The sequence below is a fragment of the Phycicoccus sonneratiae genome (genome assembly GCF_016887965.1).
GTDB lineage: Bacteria > Actinomycetota > Actinomycetes > Actinomycetales > Dermatophilaceae > Phycicoccus > Phycicoccus sonneratiae.
In genome coordinates this window covers 23,932-44,253 of sequence record NZ_JAFDVD010000026.1, presented here as the reverse complement: position 1 = coordinate 44,253, position 20,322 = coordinate 23,932, and the positions used below count along the sequence as shown (strand labels likewise).

General features: G+C 72.8%; 15 protein-coding genes. 10 read left to right on the top strand and 5 right to left on the bottom strand.

Translation table 11 applies throughout. The features are described 5' to 3' along the window. Positions 1 to 45 precede the first annotated feature (45 nt). Positions 46 to 6,366, bottom strand: a complete 6,321-nt coding sequence (locus tag JQN70_RS18770) for an Ig-like domain-containing protein (protein ID WP_307836086.1) — start codon at positions 6,364 to 6,366, stop codon at positions 46 to 48. A gap of 189 nt (positions 6,367 to 6,555) precedes the next feature. On the opposite strand from JQN70_RS18770, the gene JQN70_RS18765 reads away from it, so the two are divergent. Genes JQN70_RS18765 through JQN70_RS18750 form a run of 4 tightly spaced genes read left to right on the top strand, consistent with a single transcriptional unit; the run spans position 6,556 to position 9,821 of the window. Further along, complete coding sequence (locus tag JQN70_RS18765; RefSeq protein WP_204132910.1) at positions 6,556 to 8,274, top strand: DEDD exonuclease domain-containing protein; 1,719 nt, start codon at positions 6,556 to 6,558, stop codon at positions 8,272 to 8,274. Between the two features lie 54 nt (positions 8,275 to 8,328). Then, entirely contained in the window at positions 8,329 to 8,730 is a 402-nt protein-coding gene (locus tag JQN70_RS18760) for a VOC family protein (RefSeq protein WP_204132909.1), read from the top strand. A 29-nt stretch (positions 8,731 to 8,759) separates the two neighbouring features. Then, positions 8,760 to 9,530, top strand: coding sequence for a dienelactone hydrolase family protein (locus JQN70_RS18755; protein WP_204132908.1), 771 nt, complete (start codon positions 8,760 to 8,762; stop codon positions 9,528 to 9,530). Positions 9,531 to 9,539: 9 nt separating this feature from the next. Next, entirely contained in the window at positions 9,540 to 9,821 is a 282-nt protein-coding gene (locus tag JQN70_RS18750; protein ID WP_204132907.1) for an Lrp/AsnC family transcriptional regulator, read from the top strand. 300 nt (positions 9,822 to 10,121) lie between these two features. Here the strand turns inward: JQN70_RS18750 and trpD are convergent, their stop codons facing one another. Continuing rightward, the gene (trpD, locus tag JQN70_RS18745) at positions 10,122 to 11,195 is read right to left on the bottom strand and encodes an anthranilate phosphoribosyltransferase (protein ID WP_204132906.1); all 1,074 of its coding nucleotides are present in this window, start codon (positions 11,193 to 11,195) and stop codon (positions 10,122 to 10,124) included. Between the two features lie 5 nt (positions 11,196 to 11,200). Next, a complete protein-coding gene (locus JQN70_RS18740) occupies positions 11,201 to 11,647 on the bottom strand; it encodes a response regulator (RefSeq protein WP_204132905.1) in 447 nt (148 codons plus the stop codon). Between the two features lie 128 nt (positions 11,648 to 11,775). On the opposite strand from JQN70_RS18740, the gene ctaE reads away from it, so the two are divergent. The 6 genes from ctaE to JQN70_RS18710 all read left to right on the top strand — a co-directional run bounded on the left by ctaE (position 11,776) and on the right by JQN70_RS18710 (position 18,127). Further along, a complete protein-coding gene (gene ctaE, locus JQN70_RS18735) occupies positions 11,776 to 12,453 on the top strand; it encodes an aa3-type cytochrome oxidase subunit III (protein WP_204132904.1) in 678 nt (225 codons plus the stop codon). A gap of 52 nt (positions 12,454 to 12,505) precedes the next feature. Next, positions 12,506 to 13,315 (top strand): cytochrome bc1 complex diheme cytochrome c subunit, encoded by an 810-nt coding sequence (gene qcrC / locus JQN70_RS18730; RefSeq protein ID WP_204132903.1) that lies wholly within the window; start codon positions 12,506 to 12,508, stop codon positions 13,313 to 13,315. A gap of 48 nt (positions 13,316 to 13,363) precedes the next feature. Continuing rightward, positions 13,364 to 14,512 carry a cytochrome bc1 complex Rieske iron-sulfur subunit gene (qcrA, locus tag JQN70_RS18725; RefSeq protein WP_204132902.1) on the top strand — a complete coding sequence of 383 codons (1,149 nt, stop codon included), beginning with the start codon at positions 13,364 to 13,366 and terminating at the stop codon, positions 14,510 to 14,512. Then, positions 14,509 to 16,257 (top strand): cytochrome bc1 complex cytochrome b subunit, encoded by a 1,749-nt coding sequence (qcrB, locus tag JQN70_RS18720; RefSeq protein WP_204132901.1) that lies wholly within the window; start codon positions 14,509 to 14,511, stop codon positions 16,255 to 16,257. The genes qcrA and qcrB overlap by 4 nt, the downstream gene beginning before the upstream one ends. Positions 16,258 to 16,337: 80 nt before the next feature. Beyond that, a complete protein-coding gene (locus JQN70_RS18715; RefSeq protein ID WP_204132900.1) occupies positions 16,338 to 17,765 on the top strand; it encodes a serine hydrolase domain-containing protein in 1,428 nt (475 codons plus the stop codon). An 8-nt stretch (positions 17,766 to 17,773) separates the two neighbouring features. Continuing rightward, a complete protein-coding gene (locus JQN70_RS18710) occupies positions 17,774 to 18,127 on the top strand; it encodes a metallopeptidase family protein (protein WP_307836085.1) in 354 nt (117 codons plus the stop codon). Between the two features lie 9 nt (positions 18,128 to 18,136). On the opposite strand, the gene JQN70_RS18705 is transcribed toward JQN70_RS18710, so the two are convergent. Together JQN70_RS18705 and ctaD are read right to left on the bottom strand one after the other, a co-directional pair. Then, complete coding sequence (locus tag JQN70_RS18705; protein WP_204132899.1) at positions 18,137 to 18,550, bottom strand: cytochrome c oxidase subunit 4; 414 nt, start codon at positions 18,548 to 18,550, stop codon at positions 18,137 to 18,139. A 3-nt stretch (positions 18,551 to 18,553) separates the two neighbouring features. Next, complete coding sequence (ctaD, locus tag JQN70_RS18700; protein WP_204132953.1) at positions 18,554 to 20,311, bottom strand: aa3-type cytochrome oxidase subunit I; 1,758 nt, start codon at positions 20,309 to 20,311, stop codon at positions 18,554 to 18,556. Positions 20,312 to 20,322 lie beyond the last annotated feature (11 nt).

The following is a 20,322-nucleotide window of genomic DNA, read 5'->3' as shown; positions in this document are numbered from 1 at the left end:
CACCGACACCGCCCCCGGACAGGGCTCACCCCCGGCGCTCGGGCGCTACCAGTTGAGCGAGTCCGAGACCCCGTCGCAGGTCGCCGTCACCCTCCCGGTGCCGCCGTAGAAGTTGTCGCTCTCCTTCGTGGCGTTGCCGCCCATCGACATCCCGGACCAGCCGCTGACCCCGCGGCCGTCGAGCTGGAACGAGCAGCTGACGCCGCCGGAGAAGCCGGACGTGCGCACGGCGATCCACCGGCAGCCCGAGGAGGTGCAGGAGCCGTTGCCCGTGTTGCACGACCGTTGTCCGCACGTGCTGCCCTTGAGGACGGTGACGGTCTTGGGGTCGGGGATCGACTGCGCGTCCGGCCCGGCCCAGGCCGACCACCCGGCCGCGGACCTCTGGCGCACCTCGAGGCGGTAGGTGTTGCCCGGCGAGCCGGTGAAGCTCACCTGGGTCCGGTTGCCGCCGTAGGTGGCGTCGACGGCCCCCCGCACCTGCACGTCGGTGATGTTCCGGCCGTTCTCCGGCAGGTTCCAGCTCCACGTGATGGTGTTGCCGCTGCGGGTGCTGCGCAGCCCGGTCGGCGTGAGCGTGTCGCCGTATGGCGTCGCGGTGTCGGACACCTTCGTCGACTCCTGCCCGCCGGAGTTCACGGTCCAGACGGTGATCGTCCGGGCACGGGTCGGGCTGGTGTCGAAGGGGCCGACGGGGAAGGTCACCTGCGAGCCCGGCGCGCACCCGCAGGCGTGCGAGCCGGAGAGGCCGCCACCGGACCAGCGGATGGTCGTGAACGAGCCGGCCCGCGGCTTGCCGACACCGACGGTCAGCTCGATCCGCTTGTTGCTGGCCGGCGTCGCGGCCTTGACCGTGGGCGTCGAGGGCTGCCCGATCGAGGTGAACGTCGAGGCGTTGGCCTTCGGCGACTCGAGGTCGGCGCCGTTGGTGAGGGTCGCGGTGTACTCGTAGGTGCGCCCGTCGTAGGGGATGACGACGTTGGCGGTGCGCACCGAGGGCGAGGTGTCGGTGACCTTGGTCCAGCCGCCGCCACCGACGCGCTGGTAGAGCGAGTACCGCGTCGTGGGTGGCCCGTTGGGCGAGCCCTGCTGCCACGACACCGTGAGCGTCGCGCTGTCCTGCGCCGGGCCGGGACCGCTGGCGGCGATGGCCGGGGCCGGCAGGGCGGCCGGCGTCCCGGCCGACTGCATCGTGACGGCGGGGCCGAAGGGTCCGGCCCCGAGCTCGTTCCACGCCTGGACCTGCACCGACTGCTCGGCCATGTTGTCGAGGCCGGCGACCGTGGTCTGCCGCGTCGGGGCGGCGACCGTCTGCGTCTTCGTCTGCCCGGTCGAGGAGATGAGCCGCACCACGTAGCGGCGCAGGTCGCTGCCCTGGTTCTCCGGCTGGTCCCAGGCGATCGCCAGCGTGTGGTCGCCGCGCGAGACCATCCGCACCCCGGTGACCGCCTTCGGGAGGGTGTCGGGACGCACCGCGGCCGTGGGCGGGGACTGCGGGCCCTCCCCGACCCCGTTGACGGCGGCGACGGTGAACCGGTAGTCGCGGCCGTTGGTCAGGCCGGTGACCGTGCACGGGCTCGCCGAGCAGGTCGTCGTGCCGGACGAGCCCCCCGTCCAGCGCACGACGTAGGAGCCGACGACCGAGCCGCCGTCGTAGGTCGGGGCGAGCCAGGAGACGCGCGCCTGGCCACCGGCGTCGCGGTCGGCGACCGCCTGGGCCTGCCGCGGCACCCCGGGCTTGCCGAGCATCGTCACCGAGATGCGGCCCTTGGCGGTGCGCTTCGGGCCGTCGCTGACGGTGAGCCCGATGGTGGCCGTCGGGGAGGGCTGGGTCCCGACCTTCAGCGTGACCGAGCAGCCCGACGCCGCGGCCGTGATGCCCGTGCCGCGCTCGACGGCGGCGGCCGACACCGTGCACGAGGGTCGCGGGAGGGGCGAGTCGAGGTAGGGCGAGATGTCGACCGTGCGCGACTCCCCCTCCTTGAGGCCGGCGACCGTGATCGGTCGGACCGTGGGCGGCGGCAGCGGGTCGTCGGGGTCGGTGCCCGCCGCGCCGCCGAAGGCCGGGTCGTCGGCGCCGATGACCCGGACCGCGATGGTCGACGGGCTGGTCGTCCCGGGCGACGAGACGGTCAGCCGGCCGCGCGAGCTGCGGGCGTCGGTGTCGGCGTGGAGGGTGAGCGTGCGGTTGCCCGGGCCGCCGACGGACAGGTCGGCGTCGGCCTCGGTCTCCCAGCGGGTGCTGAACTCGACCCGGTCCATCGTCATGCCCACCGGCAGCCAGGCGTGGCAGTAGGTGGGGATGTCGACCCGTCGGTCGAGCCCGCCGGCGAGCACCGTGACGTCGCCGTCCGGGCAGCGCAGCAGCGGCACCTTGGGACCGATCTGCACGGGGATGGAGACGTAGGCCGTACCGAAGTCCTTCTGCCCCACCGCGTCCTGGTCGGTGACCTCGACCATGACGGCCGCCGGCCCGACGTACCCGTTCGACGAGGTGAGCTGCAGGGTGCGGTTGTCGGTCAGCGAGGCGGCCAGGTCCTGCGCGGGCGAGGCGCTGAGCGTGTCGGCGGTGGTCACCGAGACGACCCGGTCGCGCGGCGACTTCACGTAGTCGCCGAGCGCCACCGTCCTCGAGGAGTCGGGGTCCATCTCGATGACCTTGCCGGCGACGACGAACGGCTGGCCGTTGGCGCCGGTGGGGACGTTGACGACGGCCATCGCGCGCAGGCCGTCCTCGTCCTCGATGACGTAGGGAGCGGCGTACGGGTGGTCGAGGACCTTGACCCGGACCCGGCCGTCCTCGATCGTCGCGTCGTTCGAGAGGACGTCGACGATCTTGAGGGTCGCCGGGTCGGAGTCGACGTCGGTGTCGTTGGCGAGGACGTCGACGAGGGTGCTCGTCTCCCCGGGCTTGGGGGCGGCGACGTCGTCGTTGGCGACCGGCGGGTTGAGGTAGCCCTTGACCGCGCGGACGAGGATGGAGGCCCGGCTGGGGTCGAAGAGGCCGTCGCTGATCGAGTAGACGAGCTGGTGGACCGCGGTGGTGTCCGCCGGGACCTTCGTCTGCACGGTGTTGTCCGCGTCGACCCGCCACTCCTTGAGCCGCTCCGCGGGGTTGAGGCTCTCGGTCTCGACGTCGACGACGTCGCCACGCGCGATGAGGTCGTTCGTCAGCGGCTTGACCGTGACCGTCTTCCCGGGCGCGGCGAACACCTCGTCGGGCACCGCCACCGGCGGCTGGGCGTCGCCGGGCTGCACGACCCCGACCCGCACCCGGGCCCGGCTCGTGGCCCCGAACCGGTCGCGGACCTCGTAGGTGATGACCTCGGTGCCGGCCGCGAGCGGGAAGGACTCGTACCGGATGGTCGAGGGGCCGATGGCGACCACCCGGCCGAGGGCGAGGTCGACCGGTCCGCCGTCGGCGCCGACGACGCCGGTGACGGTGACGCTGTCGCCGTCGGGGTCGACGCCGAAGGTCGGCACCGTCATCGTGATCGGGTCGCCGGCGGTCACCGTCGCCGTGAAGCTGCGCGCCACGGGCGTCTGGTTGACCCGCTGCGCGTTCGGCAGCGGCGTGACCTGGATGCGGACCCGCCCGGTCTGGGCCCGGGAGCGCATGCCGTCGGCGTACGCGGCGTACTCGACGGTGACGAACTTCTCGGCCCGCAGCCCCCGCGCCTCCGGGACGTACCGGATGACGTTGCCCGAGGCGAAGGCCTGCGGGGCGTCGCCCTTGCTGATGACCTTGACGCTCGCGGGGTCGAGGCGCAGCGGGATGCCGTCGGCCATCGTGTCGTTGTCGAGGACCGGGATCGAGACCGTGTCGCCCTCGCGGACCGTCGCGGTGTCGTCCTGCACGAGCGGGACGGCGTCCTCGACCGGCGGCTGCTGGAGCACCGAGACCTGCCCGGTGACCCGCTGCGTGCCGTCGCTCACCGTGTACGTGACCGTGCCGCGGCGACCGCCGGCGTCGGCGTCGAGCGGGGCCGGCTCCGTGGCCTCGAGCCGCACCCAGCGGCCCTGGTAGATCGAGGGCCGGATCCAGGACGAGTCGCCGCTGGACGACACGGCCGCGGTGACGAGGACGTCGCCCCGGGGCGAGTAGTCGTTGGCGAGGACGTCGACGACCGTGGGCGCCTGGTCGTGCAGGGTCGCGGTGTCGGGCACCGAGACCGGCGGCGCCCCCTCGGGCGGCGGCGTGAGGTCGACCCGGATGCGACCCGGCGCGGCGCCGGCGCCCGTGGTCGCCGAGTAGCTCAGCTCGTAGGTGCCGGGCGCACTGCCGGTGACGGTGACCTGGCCGGTGGCGAGGTCGGTGTCGACCTGGAGCGGGCCGACCGGGCGCACCTCGGACCGCAGCCGGAGCGTGGCGTCCGGCTCCCCCGGGTCGGCGCCGGCGATGTCGTTGCCGAGCGGCTCGACCTGCAGCGGCTTGCCGACGACGCCGCGGACGGCGTCCGGCTGGGTGCGCGGTGCCATGAACTTGCTGTCGCCGCTCGGGCTGATGACCTGCGCGTCGACGCTGCCCTTCGTCGTGCCGCCGCGGCCGTCGGTGACGACGTAGCCGACCGGCTGGCGGCCCTCCTCGACCGGGGCGGTGAGGGTGACCCGGCCCTGACCGTCGACGACGCCGCCCTCGACGTCGGCGCGGGCCGCGAGGACGTCGTTCTCGGGGTCGCGCCAGTCGGCGAGCACCGGAACCGACAGCCGCTTGCCGGCGATGACGGGGTACGGCTGCTGCGAGAGGCGGGCACCGGCGCGCAGCCGCGGGGGGCCGTTGACCTCCTCGGGCACCACGCGCACGGACACCTTCGCGGCGGCCTTCGAGGTCGTCTTGCCGTTGTTGACCTTGTACGAGAAGTCGAAGGTCCGCCCCTCGGTGCCCTCGGGGACGGCGACGTCGATCGACTGCCCGTCCGCCGACACCGTGGCCGACACGCCCTCGAGGCCCGGGCGGGTGACGTCGCGCTGGTCGATGGCGAGCACCGACCCCGCGACGTCGGTGTCGTTGTCGAGGACGTGCAGCTTGCTCGTGCGCCCGGGGCGGACCGACTCGGCGTCCGGCTTGGCCGTGGGGGGCTGCTGCGCGGCGGTCTCGTCGACGAGGTTCTCGTCCTTCTTCTTGTTCTTGTCGTCCTGCTTGACCGGAGGGGTCAGCGCGTCCCAGTTGTCGATCTTCGTCGGCTTGTCCTCGAGGTCCCACACTCCGCCGTTGTCGAGGTCGTTGAGGACGACGAGCCCGCGGTTGACGCGGAACGCCACCCCGTCGCGCGTCGGCTGGGCACCGTCGGCCGGGAGCGTGGCCGTCGGCTCGTCGCCGGTACGACCGCAGTTCGCGCCGTAGAAGACCCGTCCCTCCTCGGCCCACGCCGCGTGGACGCAGCCGTCGAGGACGACCGGACGCGTGACCAGCGTGGCCCCGGGCACCCGGTTGACCCGCTCGCCGACGACGACCCCACCCGGGGAGACCCCGCCGTCGAGCGGCACCTGCACCGCGCGGCCGACCGACTCGACGACCACGGTGGGCGCCTCCGGGCCGGGCTGCTGGAGCGCCGCGACCCGCTCGCCGTCGACCGTCACCTGCGCGTCGAGGCCGTCGGGGTCGGCTGCGGTGTAGACGACGTCCGTGGCGGGGTCGTAGGCGACCCAGTCGCGCCCGACGGCGGTGACGTCGGGGGCCGAGGAGCGCAGCCGGGTCGGGACGACCACCGGTGTGCCGAACCCCGCGGCCGTGGGCGCGACGGTGGTGACCTTGCCGTCGGCCCCGGAGACGGCGTGGACGACCCCGTCGGTGTCGACGGCGATGGCGGCGTTCTTCCCCACCGTGGCGACCGGCTTGGCGCCGACCGCGACCCCGGGGAAGGACTCCGTCCCGGCCTTGGGGTCGACCCGCTGCGCGTAGACCTTGCCGCTCGCGGGGTCGAGCAGGGCGAGGGTGCCACCGCGCAGGTCGACGGCGCGCGGGACGAACCGGCCGTCGGCACCCGCGGGCGCGGCGGCGACCGTGGCGACGGGGTCGCCGGCCGCCGAGGTGCGCACGTCGATCGAGAAGAGCTCGCCGGTGCCCGTGTTCAGCCCGAGGACGACGGCGCCGTCCTGGAGGACGTCGAGGCCGCTGCCGGCCGTGGCGTCGGTGGCGACACCGGTGTCGAGCTGGCCGATCGGCACGTTGGCCTTGGCGAACTTCGCCTGCTGCGCCGAGCTGACCCACACCCCCGCGTCGTTGAGGTCGCTCTCGTGGACGGTGGTGCCGTCGCTCGCCATCGCCGCGTACCCCAGCCCGGAGGCCACGACGACCACCGCGAGCAGGCTCGCGAGCCGCCGACGGGCCCGCGAGGCGGCACGGGCTGACGCGCGTCGAGCCACGACTCTCCTCCTCGGACCCCGGTCGGCGCCGGGTCCCCGCCGGCGCCGTGACCTGCACACCCTAACCTCGCGACGGGGCTCCCGAGCACGCTTCGCCCCCACCGGGCCGACATCCGGATGGGGAGCACTCCCCCCGCGTGCCCGCGCGCCTCGGCCGGGCTGTCGGCCCCGCGATCTACGGTTCCGGGCATGACGATGGTCCAGGGCACGTTCGACGACCTGGGCACGCCGCTGGCGAGCGTCAGCTTCGTCGTCGTCGACCTCGAGACCACCGGGGGCAGCCCGGCCGAGTGCGGCATCACCGAGATCGGCGCGGTGCGCGTGCGCGGCGGCGAGGTCGTCGGCGAGTTCCAGACCCTCGTCAACCCCGGCGAGGCCATCCCGGCCTTCATCGCCGTCCTCACCGGCATCACCGACGCGATGGTCGCCGACGCCCCGCGCATCGAGTCGGCGCTCCCGGCCTTCCTCGAGTTCGCCGCGGGCTCGGTCCTCGTCGCCCACAACGCCGGCTTCGACATCTCCTTCCTCAAGGCGGCCGCGCGGCGCACCGACCACGAGTGGCCGCGCTTCCCCGTCCTCGACACCGTGCACCTGGCCCGCCAGCTGGTCCGTCGCGACGAGGTGCCGAACCACCGGCTCGCCTCCCTCGCACGGCTGTTCCGCTCGACGACGACCCCCGACCACCGGGCGCTGCACGACGCGCGGGCCACCGTCGACGTCCTCCACGGGCTCATCGAGCGGGTCGGCAACCTCGGCGTGCACTCCCTCGAGGAGCTCCTCGACTACACGGCGCGGGTCTCCCCCGCGCGCCGCCGCAAGCGCCACCTCGCCGACGACCTCCCCGACCAGCCGGGCGTCTACCTCTTCAAGGACGGCGACGGCCGCGTCCTCTACGTCGGCACGTCGGTGTCCATCCGCACCCGGGTCCGCTCGTACTTCACCGCCTCCGAGCACCGGCGCCGGATGGGCGAGATGGTGCGCCTCGCCGAGTCGGTCAGCCCCGTCGTCTGCGCCACCACCCTCGAGGCCGAGGTCCGCGAGCTGCGGTTGATCGCCGAGCACAAGCCGCGCTACAACCGGCGCTCGCGTCACCCCGAGAAGGCGCTCTGGGTCAAGCTCACCGTCGAGCCCTTCCCCCGGCTCTCGGTCGTGCGCACGGTCGCCGACGACGGCGCGCGCTACCTCGGCCCGTTCGGGTCGCGGCAGTCCGCCGAGGCCGCCGTCGCCGCAGTCCACGAGGTGCTGCCGCTGCGCCAGTGCGTCGAGCGGCTCTCCCCCACCCGGCCGCGCTCGGCCTGCGCCCTCGCCGAGATGGGCCGCTGCGGCGCCCCGTGCACCGGCGCCCAGGGGGTCGACGAGTACGCCGAGGTCGTCGAGCGCGCCGCCGAGCTCCTCGCCGGCGGCACCCGCGACCTGCTCGTCGCCCTCCAGGAGCGGATGGCCGAGCTGTCGGCCGGCCAGCGCTTCGAGGACGCCCAGGTCGTCCGCGACCGGCTCGTGGCGCTCGTGCGGGGCGCCACCCGCTCCCAGCGCCTCGACCCCCTCGCCCGCATCCCCGAGCTCGTCGCCGCGCGCCGCTCGGTCACCGGCGGCTGGGAGGTGGTCTGCGTGCGCCACGGCCGGCTCGCCGGCAGCACCACCTCACCCCGCGGCGCCGACCCGATGCCGTACATCGCCGCGCTGCGGGCCAGTGCCGAGGTCGTCGCCGCCCCCGTCGCCCCGGCGACGGCGGCCACCGCCGAGGAGAGCGAGAAGGTGCTGCGCTGGCTCGAGTCCCCCGGCGTGCGGGTCGTCGAGGTCGACGGTCCGTGGACCTGCCCGGTCGCGGGGGCGGCGGCCGTCCGTGAGGAGCTCGAGCCCCTCGAGGCCTCCCGTCGCCGCACGGCCGGCTTCGCGGGCGTGCGCTGACCCTCCCCACGCTTCCGGACGCGGACCGTCCGCAACGACCCGTACCGTCGGGCCATGAGCGCCACTCCCCTCCTCGACCTCGTCGTCCTCGACTGCCCCGACGCCCTGGCCCTCGGCCGCTTCTACGCCGAGGTCCTCGGCTGGGAGCTCGAGGACGACTCCGACGCCGACTGGACCACCCTCGTGCCGCCGGGTGGCGGGGTCACCCCCGAGCGCCGCGACGGCCGCACCTCGCTGGCCTTCCAGCGCATCGAGGACTGGGTCGCCCCCACCTGGCCGGGCGGTCGCCACCCGCAGCAGTTCCACCTCGACCTCGCGGTGCCCGACATCGCCGCGGCCGAGCCCGCCGTCCTCGCCGCCGGTGCGAGCGTCCACGAGCACCAGCCCTCGGAGAACGGCGGCTTCCGGGTCTACCTCGACCCCGCCGGCCACCCGTTCTGCCTCGTCCGGGGCTGAGCGCCGGTCCGCCGCGTAGCCTCGCGCGGGTGAGCGACCTCCACCTCGTCGACGTCCCCGTCCCCGGCGGGTCCGCCGAGGCCCACCTCTCCCTGCCGCCGGACGGCCACGGACCGGGCGTCCTGCTCGTCATGGACGCGATCGGGCTGCGCCCGCAGATCGCCGCGATGGCCGACCGGATCGCCTCGTGGGGGTACGTCGTCCTCGCGCCCAACGTCTTCCACCGCGAGGGCACGGTCGCCGAGCTGCTGCCGACCGGCGACCTGCGCACCCCCGAGGGACGGGACGCCGTGATGGCCGAGGCGATGCCCCGCGTCCGGCGGCTCACGAGCGACCTCTCGCGCCCCGACGTCGTCGCCGTCCTCGACCACCTCCGCGGTCTCGACGCGACCGACGCCGGCCCGGTCGCGGTCGTCGGCTACTGCATGGGCGCGCGCATCGCCCTGCGCGCCGCCGGCGACCACTCCGACGTCGTCGCGGCGTGCGGCGGGTTCCACGGCGGAGGCCTCGTCACCGACGAGCCGGACAGCCCGCACCTCTCCCTCGCCACCGCCCGCGCGGAGGTCGTCCTCGGCCACGCCGACCGGGACCGCTCGATGCCCCCGGAGGCCGTCACCGCCCTCGGCGCCGCCCTCGAGGAGGCCGGCCTCCCGGCGACGAACGCGGTCTACCCGGACGCCCCGCACGGCTACTCGATGGCCGACACCGCGATGTACCAGGAGGCCGGCGCCGAGCGTCACTTCCGCGAGCTCGAGGCCCTGCTCTCGCGCCGCCTCGGGGGCCCCGCGGCGGATGGCTAGGCTGGCCGGGTGATCACCGCCATCGTCCTCATCACCGCCGACGTCGACCGCATCCCCGAGGTCGCCCAGGAGATCGCCGAGCTCGAGGGCGTCACCGAGGTCTACTCGGTCGCCGGCGACGCCGACCTCGTGGCGATGGTCCGGGTCCGCCGGCACGAGGCGCTGGCCGACGTCATCGCCGACCGGCTCAACAAGGTCGAGGGCGTCACCGGCACGAACACGCACATCGCGTTCCGCACCTACTCCTCCCACGACCTCGAGTCGGCCTTCAGCCTCGGCATCGAGGACTGAGCCGCCCCGCCGGCGAGCACCCCCCAGCACGCCACCAGGAAGCCCACCTGGTAGCAGAAGCGGGGCGATCACCCCCGGTACGCCACCAGGAAGGCTTCCTGGCGACCGGATGGGGGTGGCAGTGCCGCTGGCCCAACCCCAGTACGCCACCAGGAAGGCCACCTTGGCGGCAGACGCGGGGCGATCACCCCCAGCACGGCACCAGGAAGGCTTCCTGGCAGCAGAAGTGGGGTGATCACCCCCAGCACGCCACCAGGAAGGCTTCCTGGGGGCCGAGTGGGGGTGGTGGTGACGCCCGCCTCAGCGGCCGGCCAGCTCGCGGGTCGTCGCGACCCAGCGCTCGAGCAGCCCGGCCGCGGCGCCGGAGTCCAGCGCCTCCTGCGCGCGGCGCACCCCGGCCCCGAGGGCGTCGGCGAGGGCCGCGTCCGAGGGCGCGCCCTCGAGCCCGGCGGCCACGGCCAGCGCCATCCCCGCGTTGAGGACGACCGCGTCGCGCACCGGACCGGCCTCCCCGGCGAAGAGCCGGCGGGCGACGTCGGCGTTGAACGCGGGATCGCCCCCGCGCAGCGCCTCGACGGGCGCGGTGGGCAGCCCGACGGCCTCGGGGCCGACCGACAGCTCGGCGACCTCGCCGTCCCGCACCCACCAGACGGTGGACGTCGTGGCCAGGGTCAGCTCGTCGAGCCCGTCGTCACCGCGGAAGACGGCCGCCGCGCGCCCGCGACCGGCGAACACCCCCGCGAGCAGGGGCGCCAGCCGGGCGTCGGCGACCCCGACCGCCGCGTAGGTCGGCTGCCCCGGGTTGGTCAGCGGACCGAGGGCGTTGAAGGCCGTCCCCACCCCCAGCCCGGAGCGGGCCGCGGCCGCGTGCCGCATCGAGGGGTGGAAGGCGGCCGCGAAGCAGAAGGTGATGCCGGCCCGGCGCGCGACTTCGGCGACCTGCTCGGGCGCGAGGGTGAGGTCGACCCCCAGCTCCTCGAGGACGTCGGCCGACCCGGAGGACGAGGAGGCGGCGCGGTTGCCGTGCTTGACGACCCGCAGCCCGGTGGAGGCGACGACGACCGAGGCCATCGTCGAGATGTTCACCGAGTGCATCCGGTCGCCGCCGGTGCCGACGATGTCGGTGCTCGGGCCCTCGACCTCGATGCGGTGCGCGTGCTCGAGCATCATGTCGGCGAGCCCGCGCAGCTCCTCGACGGTCTCGCCCTTGGCGCGCAGCGCGACGAGGAAGCCCGCGAGCTGCACGGGGGTGGCCTCGCCGCTCATCACCTGGTCCATCGCCCAGCGCGCGGTGTCGGTGGAGAGGTCCTCGCCGCGCAGCAGCGCCGTGAGGAGGTCCGGCCAGGTGAGCCCTGCGGACGCGGTGGACGCCACGCGCGTCAGCCGACGGAGACCCGCTCGCGCGCGAGGCGGGCGAGGGCCTCGGCGACCGCGATCGGGTCGAGCGGGTGCGGGACGGCGTCGTCGGCGAGCGACCAGCCGGCCAGCCACGCGTCCTGCGGGCGCCCGGTGAGCACGAGGACCGGCGGGCAGCGGAAGATCTCGTTCTTCAGCTGGCGGCACAGCCCGAGGCCCCCGGTGGGCGCGGCCTCGCCGTCGAGGACCGCGACGTCGACGCCCCCGGCGTCCATCGCCTCGATGACCGCCTCGGCCGTCGCGCACTCGTGCCACGACACGACCTCGACGTCCCGGGCCGGCCGGCGACCGGCCGCGGCGCGCACGGCGTCGCGGGTGGTGATGTCGTCGCTGTACAGGAGGACCCGGACGCGGTGGATGCCGTCGGTGGCCTGCGTGGACGGGCCCGCGGGGGCGTGCGCATCGGTCATGCAGGCATCGTAGCGAGGGGTCACGGGCCGCTCCGACACGCCCGCTCACCGGGAACACCGCGCCGTTCCGGGGCGTTGTCGAGCCTTTCGGGGGGTCGCCTCGTCACACCCCCTCCGGTGTCGGCATAATGCGGGTCGTGGCGACTTCTGCAGCAGCTTCGGTCAAGCACTCCGGACCGGTCCCGTCCATCCCGGGCTCGGGCCCCGCGACGCGGCCGAACATGGTCGCCGTCGGCACCATGGTCTGGCTCTCCAGCGAGCTGATGTTCTTCGCGGCGCTGTTCGCGTTCTACTTCACCCTGCGGGGCCACCTGCCCGACCTCTGGGACGAGCGCACCGCGATGCTCAACGTGCCCTTCGCCTCGGCGAACACGCTCATCCTCGTCATCTCCTCGGTGTGGTGCCAGCTCGGCGTCCTCCAGGCCGAGCGCGGGGTCGTCGCCCGCCCCGTCGGCACCCGGCTCACGCGCATCAGCGCCTGGGGCATGCGCGAGTGGTACGTCCTCACCTACATCTTCGGCGCCGTCTTCGTCGCCGGCCAGGTCTACGAGTACGCCCACCTGATCATCGAGGGCGTCACGCTCTCCTCCGACTCCTACGGGTCGATCTTCTACCTCGCCACCGGCTTCCACGGCATGCACGTCACCGGTGGCCTCATCGCCTTCCTCCTCATCCTCGGGCGCACCTTCACGACACGCCGCTACTCCCACGCGCAGGCCACCGGCGCGGTCGTCACGTCGTACTACTGGCACTTCGTCGACGTCGTCTGGATCGCGCTGTTCCTCATGATCTACGTCCTGAAGTGACCTCTCCCGCACGCCGACACGCCACCGACCGCAGCAGACGACAGGAAGCACCGTGAACGCACTGGCAGCCCGCCGCCGGCACCCGGCGGCGATCGCCGTCCTCCTCATGATCGGCCTGTTCCTCACCGGCGCGGTCTACGCCGCCGTCGCCCCGGAGCCCGCCGACGCCACGACCAAGGCGCTGCCCGCGCAGTCGGTCGAGGAGGGCAAGGCCCTGTTCCGGGCCAACTGCGCCACCTGCCACGGCCTCAACGCCGAGGGCCGCGCCACCGGCCAGGGCGACAAGGTCGCCGGTCCCCCGCTGGCCGGCGTCGGCGCCGCCGCGGTCGACTTCCAGGTCGGCACCGGCCGCATGCCGATGGCCCAGCCCGGCGTGCAGGCCCAGAAGGGCACCGTCAAGTTCGACGAGGACCAGATCGCCGCCCTCGGCGCGTACGTCGCCTCGCTCTCCCCCGGCCCGGCCGTCCCCTCGGACGAGGCCGTCGACGCCTCCAAGGGCGACCCCGCCCTCGGCGGCGAGCTGTTCCGCGTCAACTGCGCGATGTGCCACAACTTCGCCGGCTCCGGCGGCGCCCTGACCCGCGGCAAGTACGCCCCGGCCCTCAAGGACGTCTCCGCCAAGCACATCTACGAGGCGATGGCCACCGGCCCGCAGAGCATGCCGGTGTTCAACGACGCCAACGTCACCCCCGAGAACAAGCGCGACATCATCGCCTTCCTCGACACCGTCGACCGCCAGGAGAGCCCGGGCGGGCTGACCCTCGGCTCGCTCGGCCCGGTCACCGAGGGCCTCTTCGCGTGGGTCTTCGGCCTCGGCATCCTCGTCGGCTGCGCCGTCTGGCTCGGCTCCAAGGCCGCGTAGCGGCCGCCACCGTCCACCACCTTTCGTCGACGACAGATCGGTATCCCGATGAACGAGCAGGACACCCCCACCACCGGTTCCGAGGTGGCCACGGGCGACGGGCACGGCCAGGCCGTGCGCCTCGACGAGGGCCACGTCGTGGGGCAGGGCGGCATCCCCGAGCGGTTCACCAACCCCGGACTCCCCCACCACGTCCCGCGGATGGCCGACCTCGACGAGGCCGCCGCCCAGCGGGCCGAGAAGCAGGTCGCCACCCTCTTCGGCATCTCCATCCTCGGCACCCTGCTCTTCCTCGTCCTGTACTTCCTCGTCGACGTGAACGAGACCGTCTACGTCCCGGGCATCGGCGCGACGAGCGCCGCGAACGTCGGGCTCGGCGTCACCCTCGCGATGAGCCTGCTCGGCATCGGCTTCGGCGCGGTCCACTGGGCCAAGACCCTCATGCCCGACACCGAGGTCGTCGAGGAGCGCCACCCGATGCGCGCCACCGACGCCGACCGCTCGCGCGTGGTCCAGGTGCTCTCGGAGGGCGGCGCCAGCTCGCAGATCACCCGCCGACCGCTCATCAAGTACACGCTCGGCGGCGCGTTGGCCCTCTTCCCCCTCGGCCTCGTCTTCCAGGTCGGTGGCTCGCTCGGCAAGCTGCCGCAGAAGAGCCTGTCGCTCACGTGGTGGAACGGTGGCCCGAGCGGCCCCGGCGAGATCCCCGAGTTCAAGCCGCTGCGGCTCATGAAGGACCCCGAGAACCAGCCGATCAAGGCCTCCGACATCACCATCGGCTCGGTCGTGCACGTCATGCCCGAGGGGCTGCTCCCCGACCCGAAGACCCAGGAGGGTGGCGCCGAGCACCTCCTCGAGGAGAAGGCCAAGGCCGCGGTGCTCCTCATGCGCCTCGACCCGAGCCAGATCAAGTCCCAGAAGGAGCTCGACTGGGGCTACCAGGGCATCGTCGCGTACTCGAAGATCTGCACCCACGTCGGCTGCCCGGTCGGTCTCTACGAGCAGCAGACGCACCACCTGCTGTGCCCGTGCCACCAGTCAACCTTCGACGTCACCCAGGACTGCAAGGTCATCTTCGGCCCCGCGAAGCGTCCGCTGCCACAATTGAAGATCACCGTCGACGACGAGGGCTACCTCGTCTCCACCCAGCCGTTCCGCGAAGCGGTCGGCCCGAGCTTCTGGGAGCGTGGCCAGTGAGTACCTCCACCGCACGCCCCGCCGACGCGCTCCGCGACGGCGACAGCGCACCCCAGGCGCCGCCCTCGGCCGCCGCCAAGAAGATCGGTGGCGTCGCCGGCTGGGTCGACGACCGCACCGGCGCCGCCAAGCCGGTCGGCTACCTCATGAAGAAGGTCTTCCCCGACCACTGGTCCTTCATGCTCGGCGAGATCGCCATGTACTCGATGATCATCTGCCTGATCACGGGGGCCTTCCTCACCTTCTGGTTCGTCCCGAGCGCCGGCCACACGATCTACGACGGGTCGTACGTGCCGCTGCGCGGCGTCGCGATGTCCGAGGCGTACAAGTCCACCCTCGACATCTCGTTCGACATCAAGGGCGGACTCGTCATCCGCCAGATCCACCACTGGGCCGCGCTGATGTTCATCGTCGCGCTGACCGTCCACATGTTCCGGGTCTTCTTCACCGGCGCCTTCCGCAAGCCGCGCGAGATCAACTGGGTCATCGGATCGGTCCTCGCCCTCCTCGCGATCATCGAGGGCTTCGCCGGCTACTCCCTCCCCGACGACCTGCTCTCCGGCACCGGCATCCGCGCGATGGCCGGCTTCGTCCAGACCGCGCCGGTCATCGGGTCCTACCTCGTCTACGGCATCTTCGGTGGCCCGTTCCCCGGCGAGATGATCATCCCCCGGCTCTACTCCGCCCACGTGCTCCTCATCCCGGCGATCCTCATCGGGCTCTTCACGGCCCACATCGGGCTCGTCTTCGTCCAGAAGCACACCCAGTTCCCCGGCCCGGGCCGCACCAACGAGAACGTCGTCGGCTACCCGGTCATGCCGGTCTACGCGGCCAAGGCCGGCGGGTTCTTCTTCATCGTCTTCGGCGTCATCGCGCTCATCTCGGCGCTCGTGCAGATCAACCCGGTCTGGGCCTACGGCCCGTACGACCCGTCGCCGGTCACCGCGGGCTCCCAGCCCGACTGGTACATGGGCTTCGCCGACGGCGCCCTCCGGCTGCTGCCGGGCTGGCTGGAGTTCCACTTCTGGGGCTTCACCCTGTCGCTGAACATCGCCCTCGGCGCCCTCGTGCTGCTGCCGCTCGTCTACACCGTGCTCGGCATCTACCCCTTCGTCGAGCGGTGGGTCACCGGTGACGAGCGCGAGCACCACCTGCTCGACCGGCCGCGCAACGCGCCCACCCGCACCGCGATCGGCATGGCCGGCATCACGGCGTACACGGTGTTCATGTTCGCCGCGGGCAACGACATCATGGCCATCAAGCTCGGGATGTCGATCAACGACATCACCTGGTTCTTCCGGATCGGGTTGTTCGTCCTGCCGCCCATCGCCTTCTGGGTGACCAAGCGGATCTGCCTCTCGTTGCAGCGCCGCGACCGCGACACGGTCCTCCACGGCCGCGAGTCCGGCACGATCATCCGCACGCCCGGCGGCCGCTTCTTCGAGCGGCACGAGGCCGGCCTCCCCGAGGAGCAGTGGGTCCTCGTGCAGCACGACGCCGTCTCCCCGCTGCAGCTCGAGGCCGAGGTCGACGAGCACGGCGTGGCCCGTCCAGCGCACCGCAAGGACAAGGTCCGGGCCGCCCTGTCGCGGTTCTACTTCTCCGACGCGGTCAACCCGGTCACGCCGGCCGAGCTTGCCGCGGCGCACCACCACGGCCACGAGACCGAGGCCATCGAGGGCACGCACGCCGCAGAGATCGAGACGGGGTCGCGCGACGACGACCTCGTCCGCCGGATCGAGTGACCCGTCCCGACGACGACGCGAGGGCCGCACCCCACCGGGTGCGGCCCTCGTCGCGTCCCGGGTGGTCCTAGGCTGAGGCAGTGACCGACGCCGACACGCTCCCCCCGACCACCGACGGCCTCCCCCGCAGCACCCCCGAGGAGCAGGGCGTCCCCTCCGGCGCGGTCCTCGCGATGGTGCGGCGCTGGGAGGAGCTGGGCGTCGAGCCGCACAGCGTCGTCGTCCAGCGGCACGGGCACGTCGTCGCCGAGGGCTACTGGGCGCCGTACGCGCGCGACGGCATCGCCCTGATGTACTCGGTGAGCAAGACCTTCACGGCCCTGGCCGTCGGCCTCGCCGTCGGTGAGGGGCTGCTCCGCCCCGAAGACCGGGTCGTCGACCTCTTCCCGGAGGCCGCGCACGTCGCCGGCCCGCGGGCGGCCGTCCTCACCCTCCACGACCTCCTCGCGATGCGGACCGGGCACCGCACCGACACCCTCGTCCACCGGGTCGCGCGCCCGGCCGACTTCCCCGAGAGCTTCCTCGCGACGGAGCCCGAGGAGGAGCCGGGGTCGTTCGTCTACCACAACGGCGCGACCCTCCTCGCCGGCATGGCGGTGCAGCGTCGCAGCGGGCAGCGCCTTCTCGACTACCTGCGCCCCCGCCTCCTCGACCCGCTCGGCATCGAGGACGCCGCGTGGCTGAACGACCACGGCATCGACCAGGGCTTCTCCGGTCTGCACGTCAGCACGACCGCGCTGGGCCGGGTCGGCGAGCTCGTGCTGCGCGACGGCGTCTGGCAGGGCCGGCGGGTCGTCCCGGAGGGCTGGATCGGGCGGATGACGACGAACTGGACCGACACGACGACCGATCCGGGGACGCTGGACTGGCAGCAGGGCTACGGCTACCAGATGTGGCACAACGTCATGGGCGGGGTCCGCCTCGACGGCGCCTTCGGGCAGTTCTCCGTCGTCGTGCCCGAGGCCGACCTCGTCGTCGCCCTCACCGAGTGCACGGACCACGCCCAGGACACGCTGACCGCCATCCGCGAGGTCCTGCTGCCCACCCTGACCGACGACGCCCTCCCGGCCGACGAGGCCGCCCAGGAGGCCCTCACGGGCCACCTGGCGGCCGCAGAGGTGCCGCACCCCTCCCCTGCCCCCGACGTGGACCCCGGCGCCGGTCCGTGGAGCTTCGCACACGAGCCGACCGCCGACGTGACCGCCCTGACCCGCGTCGACGTCGCGCGTGGCGCGGACGGGTGGGCCGTGACCCTCACCGAGGGCGAGCGGGTCACCGAGGTCCCGTGCGGCGACGGCCGGTGGCCCGCGGCCGACGACGCCCCGTTCGTCGGTGCCGCGGCCTGGACCGCCCCGGACGTCTTCCAGGCCCGTCTCTGCGCCCTGCGGACGCCGCACGTGCTGACCCTCCGGTGCTCCGGGGACGCCGTGACGGCGTCCTGGAACGGCCAGCCGCTCACCACCCCGGTGCTCGGGGTCCTCCGGCCCTCGCCGGCCGACGCCGGCTGACCGGGCCGGTGGAACCACTCTCCCCCGAGGCGTTCGACGGCATCGTCGAGGACGCCCTCGACGAGGTGCCCGAGGAGCTCATGGCGATGCTCGACAACGTCGTCTTCCTCGTCGAGGACGAGCCCCCGGCCGAGGACCCCGAGCTGCTCGGGGTCTACGACGGGGTGCCGCTCACCGAGCGCGGCGACCCTTGGGCCTCCGGCACCCTCCCCGACCGCATCGTCCTCTTCCGCGGGCCGCTCACCCGGATGTGCGCCGACCTCGAGGAGCTGACCGACGAGATCGCGGTGACCGTCGTCCACGAGATCGCCCACCACTTCGGCATCGACGACGACGCGCTGCACGAGCTCGGCTGGGGATGACCCACCGGGTCAGAGGGCGTGCTCGCCCTTCCAGTACTCGAACGTCCAGCCGACGAGGGCCGGGATGGCGAAGAACGCGCCGATGATGAACAGCCACCACCCGACGGCCAGGCCGAGGAAGCAGGTCGCCGCGGCGGCCGCGAGGAACAACGGCTGCCACGAATGCGGGCTGAAGAAGCCGTACTCGCCCTGGATCTCGTCGATGTCGCCCAGCGGGTCGTCGGCGGGGTCGCGGTCGAGCTTGCGCCGGGTCATCCAGAGGTACCAGGCGATCATGAACCCGAGCAGGCCACCGAGGATCAGGCCGGTGACGCCGACCGACTCCATGCCGAGGTCGGTCGTGCTCGTCCAGTAGCCGTAGATGCCCGCCATGAGGAAGGCGAACACCCCGACGAGGATGCCGATGCGCTCCATCGCTCGCATGGGTCAGAGCTCCTTGTCCGTGCGGTCGTGCTCCTCGACGAACGCGTTGTCCTCGAGGTCAGCCGGGCCGAGCGCCGAGACGAGGGAGCTGTCCTTGGTGTGCCCGGCGTCGTGCGTGCCGGCCGGGGCCGCCTCCGGGTGGTGCAGGTCGAACGCGGGGCGCTCGGAGCGGATGCGGGGGATGCGGTCGAAGTTGTGCCGCGGCGGCGGGCACGAGGTGGCCCACTCGAGCGAGGCGCCGTAGCCCCACGGGTCGTCGGTCTCGACGAGCGGGGCGGTGCGCCAGGTCTTCCAGACGTTGTACATGAACGGCAGCATCGAGGCGCCGAGCAGGAAGGCCCCGGCGGTGGAGATCTGGTTGCCGAGGGTGAACCCGTCCTCGGGCATGTAGTCGGCGTACCGCCGGGGCATGCCCTGGATGCCGAGCAGGTGCTGGACGAAGAAGGTCGTGTGGAAGCCGATGAGCAGCATCCAGAAGTGGATCTTGCCGAGCTTCTCGTCGAGCATCCGCCCGGTGAGCTTGGGCCACCAGAAGTAGAACCCGGCGAACATCGCGAACACCACGGTGCCGAAGACGACGTAGTGGAAGTGCGCGACGACGAAGTAGCTGTCGGACAGCTGGAAGTCGAGGGCCGGGCTGGCGAGGATGATGCCGGTCAGGCCACCGAAGAGGAAGGTGACGAGGAAGCCGAGCGCCCAGAGCATCGGCGTCGAGAAGTCGAGCTTGCCGCCCCACATCGTGCCGATCCAGTTGAAGAACTTCACTCCGGTCGGGACCGCGATCAGCATCGTCATGATCGCGAAGAACGGCAGGAGCACCTGGCCGGTGACGTACATGTGGTGCGCCCAGACGCTGACCGACAGGGCCGCGATGGCGATGGTCGCGTAGACGAGGGTCTTGTAGCCGAAGATCGGCTTGCGCGAGAACACCGGGAGGATCTCGGAGATCAACCCGAAGAACGGCAGGGCGATGACGTAGACCTCGGGGTGGCCGAAGAACCAGAAGATGTGCTGCCACATGATGGCGCCACCGCTGGCCGGTTCGAAGACCTGCGCCCCGAACCGTCGGTCGGCGCCGAGCGCGAAGAGCGCGGCGGCCAGGGCCGGGAAGATCAGGAGCACGAGGATCGAGGTGACGAGGACCGTCCACGTGAAGATCGGCATCCGGAACATCGTCATGCCGGGCGCACGCATCGTGAGGATCGTCGTGATGAAGTTGACGGCACCGAGGATGGTGCCGAAGCCACCGAGCGCGAGGCCGAAGACCCAGAGGTCACCGCCGATGCCGGGGCTGTAGGTGTTGTCGGACAGCGGGGCGTAGGCGAACCACCCGAAGGCCGCCGCACCACCCGGGGTGAGGAAGCCCGCGCCGGCGATGATGCCGCCGAACAGGTACAGCCAGTAGGCGAACATGTTGAGGCGCGGGAACGAGACGTCGGGGGCGCCGATCTGCAGCGGCATGAGGGCGTTGGCGAACCCGGCGAACAGCGGGGTCGCGAAGAGCAGCAGCATGATCGTGCCGTGCATCGTGAACAGCTGGTTGTACTGGTCCGGGTTGTCGACGATCTGCAGGCCCGGCTCGGCGAGCTCGGCGCGGATGACGAGGGCCATCACCCCGCCGAGGAGGAACCAGATGAACGCGGTGATGAAGTAGAGGTTGCCGATGACCTTGTGGTCGGTGGTCGTGACCCACTTGACGACCGTGGACCCCGGGGCGAGGCGGTAGCTGCGCGCGTGGGCACCACTGGCCTCGCGGAACATCGGGCTGTCGC